At 35.7% G+C, this 14,594-nt stretch carries 10 protein-coding genes and 1 pseudogene; 9 read left to right on the forward strand and 2 right to left on the reverse strand.

Annotated features, from left to right (window positions below; translation table 11 throughout):
- Positions 1-19: 19 nt before the first annotated feature.
- Positions 20-1,384, reverse strand: a complete 1,365-nt coding sequence (gene dnaA, locus Q9R40_RS07390) for a chromosomal replication initiator protein DnaA (RefSeq protein ID WP_004898273.1) — start codon at positions 1,382-1,384, stop codon at positions 20-22.
- 484 nt (positions 1,385-1,868) lie between these two features.
- Here dnaA and rpmH point away from each other — a divergent pair, with 484 nt between their 5' ends.
- The 8 genes from rpmH (at position 1,869) to Q9R40_RS07430 (ending at position 11,944) form a co-directional block, all read left to right on the forward strand.
- A complete protein-coding gene (rpmH, locus tag Q9R40_RS07395) occupies positions 1,869-2,009 on the forward strand; it encodes a 50S ribosomal protein L34 (RefSeq protein ID WP_003648141.1) in 141 nt (46 codons plus the stop codon).
- A gap of 48 nt (positions 2,010-2,057) precedes the next feature.
- The gene (gene rnpA / locus Q9R40_RS07400) at positions 2,058-2,426 is read left to right on the forward strand and encodes a ribonuclease P protein component (protein ID WP_260317151.1); all 369 of its coding nucleotides are present in this window, start codon (positions 2,058-2,060) and stop codon (positions 2,424-2,426) included.
- A gap of 1 nt (position 2,427) precedes the next feature.
- Positions 2,428-3,303 (forward strand): membrane protein insertase YidC, encoded by an 876-nt coding sequence (locus tag Q9R40_RS07405; protein WP_297940077.1) that lies wholly within the window; start codon positions 2,428-2,430, stop codon positions 3,301-3,303.
- Between the two features lie 109 nt (positions 3,304-3,412).
- Complete coding sequence (mnmE, locus tag Q9R40_RS07410; RefSeq protein ID WP_304677078.1) at positions 3,413-4,798, forward strand: tRNA uridine-5-carboxymethylaminomethyl(34) synthesis GTPase MnmE; 1,386 nt, start codon at positions 3,413-3,415, stop codon at positions 4,796-4,798.
- A gap of 7 nt (positions 4,799-4,805) precedes the next feature.
- Positions 4,806-6,704, forward strand: coding sequence for a tRNA uridine-5-carboxymethylaminomethyl(34) synthesis enzyme MnmG (gene mnmG, locus Q9R40_RS07415; protein ID WP_297940072.1), 1,899 nt, complete (start codon positions 4,806-4,808; stop codon positions 6,702-6,704).
- Positions 6,705-6,948: 244 nt separating this feature from the next.
- Complete coding sequence (spxB, locus tag Q9R40_RS07420) at positions 6,949-8,757, forward strand: pyruvate oxidase (protein ID WP_304677080.1); 1,809 nt, start codon at positions 6,949-6,951, stop codon at positions 8,755-8,757.
- Positions 8,758-8,902: 145 nt separating this feature from the next.
- On the forward strand, positions 8,903-10,291 hold the full coding sequence (gndA, locus tag Q9R40_RS07425; RefSeq protein WP_297940068.1) for an NADP-dependent phosphogluconate dehydrogenase: 1,389 nt from the start codon (positions 8,903-8,905) through the stop codon (positions 10,289-10,291).
- A gap of 99 nt (positions 10,292-10,390) precedes the next feature.
- The gene (locus tag Q9R40_RS07430; RefSeq protein ID WP_297940065.1) at positions 10,391-11,944 is read left to right on the forward strand and encodes a ClC family H(+)/Cl(-) exchange transporter; all 1,554 of its coding nucleotides are present in this window, start codon (positions 10,391-10,393) and stop codon (positions 11,942-11,944) included.
- A gap of 85 nt (positions 11,945-12,029) precedes the next feature.
- Here the strand turns inward: Q9R40_RS07430 and Q9R40_RS07435 are convergent, their stop codons facing one another.
- Entirely contained in the window at positions 12,030-13,892 is a 1,863-nt protein-coding gene (locus Q9R40_RS07435) for a DNA mismatch repair protein MutS (protein WP_304677083.1), read from the reverse strand.
- Between the two features lie 395 nt (positions 13,893-14,287).
- Here Q9R40_RS07435 and Q9R40_RS07440 point away from each other — a divergent pair.
- Positions 14,288-14,594, forward strand: a pseudogene (locus Q9R40_RS07440) (ABC transporter ATP-binding protein); the annotation flags it as partial.

A 14,594-nucleotide genomic window follows, 5' to 3' on the forward strand; every position in this document is an offset into this window, starting at 1 on the left:
ATACACATGTTATTAACTTTTAGTGCTCGAGCATAGCTTTTAAATCATACACAGCTGCTTTAATTTCGGCATCAGTTTTTAAGGCACGAGAAATTTTATCGCAGGCATGCATTACCGTTGTGTGATCCTTACCACCAAATTCTTGTCCAATTTTAGGCAAACTAGAATCTGTCAATTCACGTGACAAATACATTGCAATTTGTCGAGGAACAACAATTTGTTTTACTCGTTTCTTACCTTTTAATTCAGTAGTTGAAGTTTGGAAATAGTTAGCTACAACTTCTTGAATCTTAGAAATTTGAAGTCCTCTATTTTTTTGTACTAATTTTAGGTCAGCGAGGGCCTCTTTGGCTAAGTCAACATTAATATCCTCACGTTCAATTGTTGCATGCGCCTGAACCTTAACTAAAGCTCCCTCAAGTTCACGAATATTGGTATCAACTTGTGAAGCAATATAGTCGAGGGTGCTGTCGTCGATTGCTAGACCATCGGTTTCAGCTTTTTTTCGTAAAATAGCAATTCTAGTCTCTAAATCTGGAGGCGTAATTTCAACTTGTAGGCCCCACGCAAAGCGTGAAACTAAACGTTCTGATAATTCAGGAATTTCGGTTGGTAAACGATCACTAGTCATAACAATCTGCTTTTGATCATTATAAAGGGTTTCAAAGGTATGGAAGAATTCCTCCTGGATTCCTTCTTTTTTAGAAAAGAATTGAATATCGTCTACTAATAGGAGATCACAGTTCCGATACTTATTACGAAATTCAGCCTGAGTTTTGTTTTTTATTGAGTTAATAAAATCATTTACGAAAGTTTCACTCTGAATATAAACTACTTTTGCATGTGGCTTTTCAGCTAACATTTGATGTCCAATTGCCTGCATTAAGTGGGTTTTACCTAACCCCACCCCACCAAAAATAAATAAAGGATTGTAAAAACTTCCTGGATTATCAGCAACGGCTAAGGCGGCACCGGCTGCCAGCTTATTTCCTTCACCTTGAACAAAGGTGTCAAAAGTGTACTTACTATTTAGTTGAAGATCTTGAGCAAATTCATCTCTACGATTTTCTAATATTTCTTGATTAGTTTTAATTCGTGGTTGTGGTGTAACTAAACGTTCAGGTCCTTCTTTACCGGCAACTTCAAACTTAGGTTGAATTTCCATATCTGCATAAGCATATGCTTCCTGAATGAGCTGAGAAGCTAAGTTCTTTTCCCAGTATCCCTTTGCAACGGGTGATTCAACAGCGATTATCATTTCTTTTGTCTTTTTATTAAAGGAAATAGGTTTAGTATTTTTAAACCAAGCATTATAGGCAACTGTGCTGTAGCTTTTTTTCATTTCAGCATTAAAAAATTGCCAAAATTTATCTAGATCAAACAAAAAAATTCCTCCAAATACTGTATTATCCACAGAATAAGTCAAAATAAGTTTAGCATGAATTGAAGAGGTTTTCCACAAGTGATAAAAAGAATTAACAAATTCACAGTACTGTGGAAAATAAAAAAATAAAAATCCACCGAAGCATGAAATAAAATTTCAGGTTTGAGTTTTCCACAAAGGTTTGTGGGTTTATTATACGCTATAAATCGGCAATTTTAACTAGATAATTTATATTTTCCACAGGGTGTTTATTATATTCTAAACAGGGTGTGAATTGTGTATAACTCTGAGAATGATCTTGTTGATAAAAAACAAATAAAAAATTTAAAAAAAGATATCCACAAAAAATAATTAAAAAATGCTATAAAAATCACTTTTCTTTTTAGGAAAATTTTGATAAGGACTTGGTTTTTTCGCGTAAATATGCTATTCTATCTTAGAAATTGTGCTTATTAAGCATTGAAAAACGGAGGTGCAACATTAAATGTCAACTAAGAGAACTTACCAACCTAAGAAGCGTCACCGTTCACGCGTTCATGGTTTTATGAAACGTATGGCTACAGCAAACGGCCGCAAGGTTTTAGCAAGACGCCGTAAAAAGGGTAGAAAAGTCTTATCTGCTTAAGCCACTGAAGCTCAGTGGTTTTTTTAATTTAAGTAAGGATGAACCAAATTGAGAAAAAGCTACCGTGTAAAAACTGAGAGAGACTTTCAAAAAGTTTTTAAAGAAGGACAGTCAATGGCTAATCGCGGCTTTGTTGTCTATACCTTACCCAAAGAAAATCAAAAGCATTTTCGCGTTGGAATTTCTGTTGGGAAAAAAGTGGGTCATACGGCGGTAGCACGTAATCGCCTCAAACGGTTCATTCGTGCTACACTGACAGAACTTAAGCCAGAGATAAGGTCTGATTTAGACTTTTTAGTAATAGCTCGACCTTATGCACGAGATTTTGATATGGGACGAACCAAAAAGAATCTTATTCATGTTTTAAGGTTAGCTAAGGTCTTATCAAGCGAAGAGAGGGAAATTGAGGAAAAGTAGAGTGAGAAGTCATTTGTCTAAGAAAAATTGGAAACTAATTCTATTAGCTCTAGGAATGTTTGCCTTAACGTTAGTAGTTACAGGTTGTGCATCAACTAATGGAACAAGTGTTGCTCCTATTTCTCATACTAGTGGCAATTGGTGGGATCGGTATATTGTTTACTATATTTCCCAATTTATTCTTTGGATTGCAAGTTTAGTTCATGATTCCTATGGTTGGGCAATCATTATCTTTACTATTATAGTAAGAATAATTTTATTACCATTGAATGCCATTTCTATTAGAAGCATGGCTAAGCAACAAAAAGTGCAACCACAGATGGATGCATTGCGTAAAAAGTATCCAGGTAAGGATGTCGAGTCACGTCAAAAGTTACAAGAAGAAACTAGTAAGTTATATAAAGAAGCTGGTATTAATCCATATACTGGATGTTTACCAATGTTAATTCAACTACCAGTTATGTATGCTTTGTATCAAGCAATCTGGCGGACTCCACAGTTGCAAAATGGTCGGTTTTTGTGGATGGATTTGGGACGTCCCGATCCATATTACATCATGCCTATCTTGGCCGCTGTATTTACTTTTATGAGTACATATATCAGTCAGATGTCAACGCCCCAATCCTCACAAAATGGAATGACTAAGGGAATGACATACTTGATGCCTCTTATTATTGGGGTTTCAGCAATTGGTATCCAATCTGCAATTTCACTTTACTGGGTGATTTCCAACTTATTCCAAGTAGTTCAAACCTTTATTTTGCAAAATCCATTCAAGTATCAACGTGAACTTGAGGAACAAAAGAAGGAAGAACGTGAACGTCAGCGCAAAGTTCGTCGCGCGTACAAACGTTTAGGACGTAAACAACAAAAATAAATTATCTTTAATTTGAAGATAAAGTAGTCAAAGTGCTTTATCCATCATTATTTTTTGTAGTGGTGGAGTGGGCACTTTTTTTATTGAGATATTTTATGTAGGTGAAAAAATGGCACAAGTATTAACGCAATTTGATACAATCGCTGCAATTTCTACTCCTATTGGCGAAGGAGGTATATCAATTATTCGTTTATCTGGTGAAGATGCAGTAGCGATTGCTAATAAATTTTTTAAAGGGGCAGATTTAACTAAGGTTCCCTCACATACAATCCACTATGGTCATATCGTTAATCCTAAAACTAAGGATGTTATAGATGAGACAATGGTTAGTGTTTTACGCGCACCAAAAACTTTCACTCGAGAAGATATGGTTGAAATCAATTGTCATGGTGGAATGATTGTAACTAATGATATCTTGCAGCTACTTTTGGCAAACGGTGCTCGAATGGCTGATCCTGGTGAATTTACGAAGCGTGCTTTTATGAATGGACGTATTGATTTAACTCAAGCTGAATCTGTAATGGATATTGTTCGAGCTAAGACTGATAAGTCTCGCCAAGTTGCTATGACACAATTAGCTGGTGGACTGTTAGAGAAAATTAGAACAATGCGCCAAGAACTTTTAGATACAATGGCGCAGGAGGAAGTTAATATTGATTATCCAGAATATGATATGGACGACTTAACTTCTCAAGAAATGAAAAAGAAAGCAGAAGAAGTTTCAAAGCAAATTGATCAATTACTTAAAACAGCTCAAGAAGGAAAAATTATCCGTAATGGTTTAGCAACTGCTATTGTGGGGAGACCCAATGTCGGTAAATCCTCTCTTTTGAATTATTTAACTCAAGATGATAAAGCTATTGTTACGGATATTGCAGGAACAACTAGAGATACGCTTGAAGAATATGTTTCTGTTAAAGGAGTGCCACTGAAATTAATTGATACTGCTGGGATTCATTATACAGAAGACAAGGTCGAGAAAATTGGAGTTGAACGTTCAAAGAAAGCTATCGGTGAAGCTGATTTGGTAGTTTTACTTCTGGATGCAAGTCAAGATTTAACAGACGAAGATAAAAATCTATTAAATTTAACTGCTAATAAAAAACGAATTATTATTTTAAATAAACAAGATTTAGGCACAAAAATTTCCCAGGAAATGATAAGAGAAATTACTGATAATCCAATTATTGTAACTTCGATCTTAAAGCAAAAAAATATGGATGCTCTTGAGAATGCAATTGAGCAATTATTCTTTAGCGGAATAGAAAATTCACAAAATCAAATCTTGGTAACAAATCAAAGACAAGCTGGTTTATTAACGAAAGCGAAGCAATCTTTAGAAGACGTTGTTAGGGGAATTGATGATGCAATGCCTTTAGATTTGGTTCAAATTGATCTCAAAAATGCTTGGGATACTTTGGGTGAAATTACTGGTGAAAGTGCACCTGATGAATTAATTACCCAACTATTTAGTCAATTCTGTCTTGGAAAGTAGGATGAAAATGAAGACTTACGAATCAAATGAATATGATGTAATTGTTGTTGGAGCAGGTCATGCGGGAGTAGAGGCAGCCTTAGCAGCAGCTCGAATGGGAGAAAAGACACTTCTTTTAACGATCAATTTAGATATGGTAGCTTTTATGCCATGTAACCCATCAGTTGGTGGACCAGCAAAGGGTACTGTGGTACGTGAAATCGATGCTCTTGGCGGAGAAATGGGTAAAAACATTGATGCCACTTATATTCAAATGAGAATGCTTAATACGGGAAAAGGTCCTGCAGTTAGAGCATTGCGAGCACAAGCCGACAAATGGCAATATCATGAGCGTATGAAAGATACAATTGAAAATGAGCCTAATTTAACTTTACGTCAAGCTGTCGCAGATGAGCTGATCGTTGAAGATGGAGTATGTAAAGGCTTGATTACTAATACTGGTGCAAAGTATTATGCTAAAAGCGTAGTCTTGACCACGGGAACAGCAGCTAGAGGAAAAATTATTATTGGAGAATTGGCTTATTCTTCAGGTCCTAATAACTCACTTCCGTCTATTAAATTACCTGAAAATCTTGAAAAGTTAGGCTTTAAATTACGTCGTTTTAAGACTGGTACTCCTCCTCGAGTTGATGGTAATACCATTGATTATTCAAAAACTGAAGAGGAGCCTGGAGACAAAGAACCAAGACATTTTTCTTACACTAGTAAAGATAGTGACTACCTAGAAGATCAAATGTCTTGTTACATGACTTATACTAATACCGTAACGCATGATATTATTCGTGCAAATCTTGATCGTGCCCCAATGTTTTCTGGGGTTATCAAGGGTGTGGGCCCACGTTACTGCCCTTCAATTGAAGATAAGGTAGTTCGTTTTGCAGATAAAGATCGTCACCAAATTTTCTTAGAGCCAGAGGGACGCCATACCAAGGAAATTTACGTAGGTGACTTTTCTACTTCAATGCCCGAAGAAGTACAATTGAAGATGCTTCATAGTGTTGCTGGTCTAGAAAAAGCAGAATTGATGCGCCCAGGATACGCAATTGAATATGACGTAATTGAACCTTGGCAATTAAAGCATACTTTAGAGACAAAAAATATTAAGCATCTTTTCACTGCTGGTCAAATGAACGGAACATCTGGTTATGAAGAAGCAGCAGGTCAAGGATTAATTGCTGGTATTAATGCAGCCTTAAGCGCTCAAAATAAGCCTGGATTTACTTTACAACGTGATGAAGCATATATTGGGGTCTTAATTGATGACCTAGTAACTAAAGGAACAAATGAACCATATCGTTTACTTACTAGTCGTGCAGAATATCGTCTTCTTCTTCGTCACGACAATGCAGATTTACGTCTAACTGAAAAAGGTCATGAATTAGGATTAATTTCAGAAGATCGTTATAAGGAATTCCAAGATAAAAAGCGAGCTATTTCCCAGGCAATGGAAGCTATTAAGAAAGTTACTATTCACCCTACTGATGAGGTTCAAGAATATTTAGCTAGTGTTAAGCAAGATCGCTTAAATGCAGGGGTTAGCGGTGCAGACTTTTTGAAGCGACCACGTGTAACTTTTGATGCAGTTGAAAAATTAAGTGGTGAAACTTTAGCTACTGATCGCTACGTGAAAGAACAAGTTGAAATTGCATTGAAATATGAGGGTTATATCAAGAAAGAAAAGACTTTGGTTGATCGTTTGCATCGACTTGAGTCGAAGAAAATTCCAGTCGATATTGACTACAATGCAATTCCAAGTTTAGCAACTGAAGCGCGTCAAAAATTTGAAAAAATTCGTCCTGAGTCGATTGCTCAAGCTGAGAGAATTTCTGGTGTAAATCCAGCTGATTTAGCAATTTTAACCGCATATATTCAACAAGGAAGAATTGCAAAGATAAAAAATAAATAACTATTTTTAAGGCAAAAAAATAAAAAAATTTTTTGCCTTTTTTTGTTGAGTATGATCACTTAATCACAGTTTAAAGTTGCTACCTAACGAGAAATTTCGTAAAAGAGTAAATAGTTTGTGAATTAATTATTTTTGATAATGATAAAATACTGGTCTATCAATGTTAGGAACCGCTTTCAATTATGTTACAAATGTGTTTTAATCAAAGTGTAAGAAAAAAACATTAAGGAGATGCTTGTAGACTATGACAAAGATTAGCGGCTCAGATGCAATGTTCCAAGTCTTGTATGATTGGGGTATTGATCATATATACGGTTTTCCAGGTGGATCATTTGACTCAACAATGAATGCAATTCATAACTGGAAAGATAAGATAAAGTTTATTGAAGTAAGACATGAAGAAGCTGGTGCCTTAGCAGCTTCTGCTGAATATAAAATTAGTGGGAAAGTAGGAGTTTGTTTTGGTTCTGCTGGTCCGGGTGCCGTTCACTTAATGAACGGACTATATGATGCAAAATATGATAAGACACCAATGGTTGCAATTGTTGCTAATGTTCCAACCAGTCGTCAAGATATTGATTTCTTCCAAGCTTTTGATGAAAAGCCATGGTTTGATCCAGTTGCAGTCTGGAATCATCAAGCAAAAACTGCTGAATCTATCCCGGTTTTAATGGATGAGGCAATTCGTCAAGCTTATCAAAAGAAGGGCCCAGCTGTTTTGATTTTACCAAAGGACTTTGGTTGGAATAAGATCGAAGATAACTTCCGTAATAACGCAGCAGCACATAAAGTTGTTCCTAATTTCCCGGCACCTCGTAAGGAGCAAATTGATAAAGCTCTTGAATTAATTAAAGAAGCTAAAAATCCAATTGTTTACTTTGGTCATGGTGCTCAAGATGCTAGTGCAGAATTAAAGGAATTTTCTGATAAATTTAAGATGCCACTAGTTTCATCAGTTTTAGGAAAAGGAATTGTTGAGGATGAGTTTCCAGCATACATGGGCTCAATTGGTCGTGTTGGTGCTAAGCCAAGTAATGATATTCAAACTCATGCCGATTTAGTAGTTTGGGTTGGTAACAATTCACCATTCTCTGTCTTCTTCTTCAATCCTAAGGCAAAAGTAATCCAAATTGATATTAATTCAGAAAGACTGGGTAAGCGTCATGCTGTAACTGTTCCAATGTTAGCTGATTCTAAGAAAACTTTACGTGCTTTAATTGAAACTGGTGAAAGTCGCACAGAATCCCCATTATACAAGGCTGCTCTTGCTGATCGTGAAAACTGGGAAGCTTGGCTTGAAAGTTTTAATGATTCTAATGAAATGCCAATGAGAGTGGAGCCAATTTTTGATATAATCAATAAGAGGGCTGCCAACGATGCAGTATTTGCAGTAGATGTAGGTAATGTAAATATTAATTTTGATCGTTTGATGCATTTACATGATGATCAAAAGTGGACTACATCAGGGTTATATGCAACTATGGGCTATGGTGCTCCAGCTGCTTTGGCTGCCGCAACTATTTATCCAGACCGTGAAGTATGGAATCTAGCTGGTGATGGTGGTTTTGCCATGATGAATCAAGAACTTTTAACCCAAGCTCGCTACAATATGCATGTCATTAATGTGGTCTTCACTAATGAAACTTTGGGCTATATTGAAGCTGAACAGGTTGATGAATCTCACCAACCATTATCTGGTGTAAAGCTTCCTGACAATGATTGGGCTATGACTGCTGAAGGTATGAATGTAAAAGGCTTTACTGTTCGTACCAAGAGAGAATTTGAAGATGCAGTAGCTGCTGCTCAACAAATGGAAGGACCAGTTTTAATCGACTGTAAGATTACTCACGATATGCCATATTCAACTGAATTAAATACTTTAGATGATCCAGCTTTCGTTGCTAAATATGATGCTCAAGCTTTGAAGCCATTTAGTTACTTCGCTGGTAAGTATGGAGTTGAGGCAGATGCTGCATCTGGTGCATCTGAACATACTGAAGCAGAGCCAGTTGAAGCTAAAGAAGATGCTTCATCAGGCGCATCACGCCATTAATTTCCTAGGAAATAAGTAAATAAAGAGTTCGCATAGCTGAACTCTTTATTTTTTTAATAAAAAGTAAGCAAAGTTGTGCGAAATTCATAATAAAAAAGTATACTAGTAGATGAACGAATTTTATTAAATATGTGGAGGCAAAAATATGCAACAATTTGGGGTTATTGGCTTGTCCGTTATGGGGAAAAACCTTGCCTTAAACGTTAAAAATCATGGCTACTCTGTCTCTGGATTTTCAATTGATAAGCCAGAGGTTGACGCTTTAGCAAAATATGAAGATGAAAATTTAAAGCCAACTTATACTTGGGAAGAATTTGTTAATTCACTAGAAAAGCCACGAAAAATCTTGATTCAAATCATGGCTGGTAAACCAGTTGATGAAACTTTACAAAAATTATTGCCTCTTTTAGATAAGGGCGATATTTTAATTGACGGTGGTAATTCTAATTTCCACGATACTAATCGTCGCTACAAGGAAATGGAAAAGCACGGTATTCACTTCATTGGTATGGGTGTTTCTGGCGGTGAAGAGGGAGCTTTGAACGGTCCTGCCTTAATGCCAGGTGGTGACGAAAAGGCTTATGAAGAAGTAGCACCAATTCTTGAAGCTATGGCAGCCAAGACTCCAACTGGTCAACCATGTGTTGGTTATATTGGGCCAGCAGGTAGTGGTCACTATGTGAAGATGGTTCACAATGGTATTGAATATGGCATTATGCAGATTATTTCTGAAGTATATGATGTTTTACGCACCGTTGGTCATTATTCAAATGATGAAATGAGTGAAATTTTCAAAGAGTGGAATAAGGGTGCTTTACAAGCTTACCTAATTGAAATCACTTCAAAAGTCTTAAAGCAAAAAGATGATTTGACTGATGATCATATTATTGATCATATTTTAAATGAAGCTTCTTATAAGGGAACAGGTAACTGGATGCTTGAAGATGCAATTCGTCTAGGTGCACCAATTACTGTAATTGCAGAAGCTGTTCTTGCTCGCTTTATGTCAAAAGCAACTTTAAGAAATGATCCTGAACCAAAGATTGATCCAGAAAAGGCTCCAAAAGACTTAGTTGATCAACTCGCAAAGGCACTTTACTTAGCTATGGCTGTTTCATATGGTCAAGGATTTGAACAATTAACTATGGCCGCAAAAGCTTACAACTGGCGTTTGCACTATTCAACTATTGCCCAAAACTGGGAAGCTGGATGTATTATTCGCTCACAAATGCTTCATGATATTAAGTTTGCTTATAATGCTGATAAAGACTTACCTAACTTATTTAAGGCCCCATTCTTTGATAAGGTGAAAAAAGAAAATATTGGTGCTCTTAGAGATGTGGTTAAGATTGCTGCTGATGCTGGTGTACCAACCCCAACTCTTAGTGCGGCTTTAAATTACTTAGAATCTATTTTTAACCCACGCTTACCTCAAAATATTATTCAAGGTCAACGTGATTACTTTGGCGCACACACTTACCAAAGAAATGATCGTCCAGGTACTTTCCATACTGAATGGTACGAAGAAAAATAACAATGTTTCACATGAAACTAAAAAAGTCACTACAGATGTAGTGACTTTTTGCGTTAAAATAAAGCAGTATCTAATAAATAGGGATGTAGGTAAGTAAGAATGAGGAAAGAAGAAAAAGATAATCTAAAATTGATGCTGCAGGCATTAATTGTAGGACTAATTGCAGGGGCTGTAGTTGGACTATTTAGATTTGGAATTGAAAAGACGTCTGCTTTTTGGCTCTATCTTTTTAAAGAGGCCCATAATAATCCAGTTTGGTTTGTTGCAATTGTTCTTGGGTTAGCCGCAGTAGGGATCATAGCGGGATATTTTGTTAAACAATATCCACACGTTGGAGGATCCGGTATTCCGGAAGTTAAATTACAGCTTCAAGGTAAGCTCCAACTTAAATGGTGGCAGATTTTGTGGAGAAAGCTCATCGGGGGAATCTTAGTAATTGGAACGGGCTTGTTTCTAGGACCTGAGGGACCATCCCTTCAACTTGGTTCATCCATTGGCCAGGGAGTGGGTGAGAAGCTAAAACAAAGTAAATACAATCAAAGGGTATTACTTGCAACGGGAGCTGCCAGTGGTTTATCAGCTGCATTTGGAGCACCATTGAGTGGAGCACTATTTGTTTTAGAAGAAATTTTTCATAATTTCTCTCCGCGAGTTTGGATGAATTCCTTGGTAGGAGCAATTGCCGCTAATTTTATGGTGTCCTACTTTTTTGGCTTACACCATGCTTTAGGGATGCCATATGATCATTCATTTCCAATTTATTTGTACTGGCATTTGGTGATTTTAGGGATTATCCTGGGACTATTAGGCCATTTATATAAAAAAGGTTTATTTGGATTAAAAAAAGTCTATTTAAAAATCACCTGGTTACCACGTTGGCTACATGGTTTAATTCCATTAACAATTTTAATTCCAATTATGTATTATTGGCCGTTAATTACTGGACCAGGTAATCGTTTGATTTTATCTTTACAGAAAATGCTCACTCAAGGTGGATGGACATTAGTTGGAATTTTAGCATTTTACTATGTGCTGCGAATTGCATTTTCAATTATTTCTTATGATTCAGGTTTACCTAGTGGTATATTTTTGCCAATTTTAACTATGGGCGCTCTAATTGGAGCAACCTATGGTACATTAATGGTACAACTTGGCTTAATGCCTGCACACTTAGTTATTAACTTAATAATTTTTTCAATGGCAGGTTATTTTGCGGCGATAATTCGCGCACCATTTACAGCAATTATTTTGATTACTGAAATGGTCGGATCGCTTCTTCACTTAATGCCACTGGCTGTTGTGGCATTTATTGCACTTTTAATCGATCAAATTCTTGGTGGCAAGCCAATCTATGACAGCTTGGCAGCCGCTATGATGCCAAAAACACGTTTACAACCAATATCGGGTGAAGAAGATGAATTAGATATCCCTGTGTATGAAAATAGTAAGTTAGTAGATCAGGAAATCAAGGATATTAACTGGCCCGATAATGTGCTTGTTAGAACGATTAGAAGGGGAAGCCGAGAAATAATTCCTCATGGTGATACCGTAATTGTAGCAGGAGACTTATTAATTCTTGGAGTTGACCATAATAACCGTCCAGCGGCATATGATGCAATGAAAGAATTGCAGGGCGTAGAACTTGATGGATAAAGATAGCTGAATAAACACAAATAAGCCCTCTAGCTTAAAGTAAGCTGGAGAGCTTATTTTTATAAGGATTTAAATAGTTGTGTTGTTACTTTTTCGACTTCTTCCAGGCCTTTTTGGAACCGCGATCTAAATCCTTATTGAATTTGTATTCTTGCCAATCTTGAATAAATAATAAATCGAGATTATACCCTGTAGGATAAAGTTCTTCAGCTTTTCGAACTAATTTTGCTCCCTTTATAGGGACAGTCTCAAAAGCTTTATTAACAAAAATTACAATCTGATTAGCTATATCAGCGTTCTCATAAAAGAGGACCTCTTGGTGATATTTTGGTACTTTGATTCGATCACCTTTTTTAAAAGAAGGTAGAGATTTAACTTTTTTCGGCTTATTTTTAAATTTAAGATTTGCCTGCTTTAAAGGAAAGCTTCCAGTATTTAAGAAATCTTTAGCTTCTGACAGTACGTTGTCGGGCATACCACTTTTTTCTGCAATCCAGAGAGCACGACTGGCGCCTACTTGATTTAAAAGTAGTTTATAGGTGGGATGTAGAGTTTGTAAGTCAAAATCCATTGCTGCCGTAATAAAAGCAGGATTTTTAGTCGAATAATCTTTTATAGCGCTATAGTGGGTGGTTGCTAAGATGACGCAACCTTTTAGTTGCAGGGTTTGCAGGATAGCAATGGCAAGAGCTGCACCTTCATTGGGATCTGTTCCACTACCTAGTTCATCTAACAAAATCAGACTGCTTGGAGTGGCCTTTTGAACAATCTCTGCCATCTTTTTCATTTCAGCAGAAAATGTTGAGAGAGAGTTATCTAAGTCTTGATGATCACCAATTGAAGTAGAGATTTCTGTCATAACCGGAATTGAGCATGGTGATGTACTAGGTAAGAAGAGACCAAATTCACTCATTGCTGTGGCTAGACCAACAGTTTTGAGTGTAACAGTTTTCCCACCTGCATTTGGTCCAGTAATAATTAAGCCATGTTTAGTTGGATCTAACTTAAGGGATAGAGGAACGGGATTACTTAACAAGGGATGCTTCATTCCGTTCAATTGAAGCTCATTTTGTTCATTTAAAATTGGGCGTTTGCCATCAGTAGTATGCGAATATTTTGCACGTGCTAAGATACAATCTAGATCAACAATAACATTAAGATTGGCTTCAAAATGAGCTAGCTCATTATAGATTTTTGCCGTTAAATTTCCCAAAATTTGAGATTCAATTAAGTAAATCTGATTTTCGACTGTAGTTTTTTCTTGAGTAAGATGAACTATCTTGGTTGGCTCAATGAAAACAGTGGTCCCATTATTAGATTGATCAATAATATTTCCACCAAAACTATGCTTAAAGCTTGCCTTAACAGGAAGCGTATAGTGAGTATCTTTTTGAATAATCTGAAAATCTTGCAACATTGATTGGTACTTTTTTGTCTGCAAGTATTTCTGTAGAGTTTCTTTGATAGTTGTATTTAAGTTACTACTTCTTTGGCGTAGTTTAGTCAGCTCTTTATCTGCTCGATCTGAAACCTCTCCGCGCTCAATATCTTGATAAATTAATTCTTCTAGTCTATCTAGAATAGTTAACGTATCACAATAGCTGGCCACAATTGGAGCCTTAAGTCTTTGTTTATCAAAAAAGCGTACTAATAAGCGAGTAACCCTAATAAAGTCAGCAACTTGTTCTAGTTCTCGGGGATTTAAGATATATCCCTTTTTCACCTTATTTATGATTGGCGTAAAAGCATCTGAATTAATAAAAGGGATGTGTAGACCGTGATCTAAAATCCAGAACATTTCTTCCGTTTCATCTAATAACGCATTTGCTTTGACTAACTTGTTTGCAAGTGGTTGAGCTAAAATTTTCTCCTTAGCTTCTGGTGAAACGGCATAGCCAGCTACAAGTTTACGTACACGTGAAAATTCGATTTCGTCAGTATTATTCAATTTTTATTTTTCTCCTTAAGAAAATAGAATTTAAATTTGTTTTTTCTCAAGGGAAGGTAGATTAGTCCCTTGAGACTAAAATACAATTAGCATCATATAGCAATATGTCCTTTTCTAAATTATTGATTCTAATGATATAACATTTTTAAGATTAATCAAAGATATATTACACTCAACTTTCTAAAATTACTTAAAAATGTAATGAGGTATTTTTTATATTAAAAATAAAACTACATTAAAAAATATTGAAAATAATAATAAGATAAATTATAATTTTATTCAACTTTAAATGAAAAAAGTCTCATATGGTTAGATATCAGACTACCTTAGTTCTCAATTAGGAGTTTCTTTCAATAGGAAGCAAAGTAAGGATAGTTAAAGAAAATGTAGAAATTATGAAAATAATTGTAAAAAGCATTATAAAAAGAAATAAATATAAGATATTATTGCTACAACTTGCAAGTATGGTAAATACGATAGCAATGATTGGAAATATTTTTTTAGAGGGACAGTTACTAAATTCTTTAGTTTATAGTAAAGATAGAGGAAATTTTTTTAAAATACTATGTCTCCTTGTTTTTCTAGGAATTTTAAAACTTATCCTATCCTTTTTTACAAATAAAGTTCAAATACTTGATTATAGAAGAGCTTTTTTCTACGTAAAGTCAAGCACAATAGGATGTTTGACTTTATTTTTTAGTT

Origin of the sequence: uncultured Lactobacillus sp., from assembly GCF_948948975.1 — a bacterium.
In the GTDB taxonomy this organism is placed as follows: domain Bacteria; phylum Bacillota; class Bacilli; order Lactobacillales; family Lactobacillaceae; genus Lactobacillus.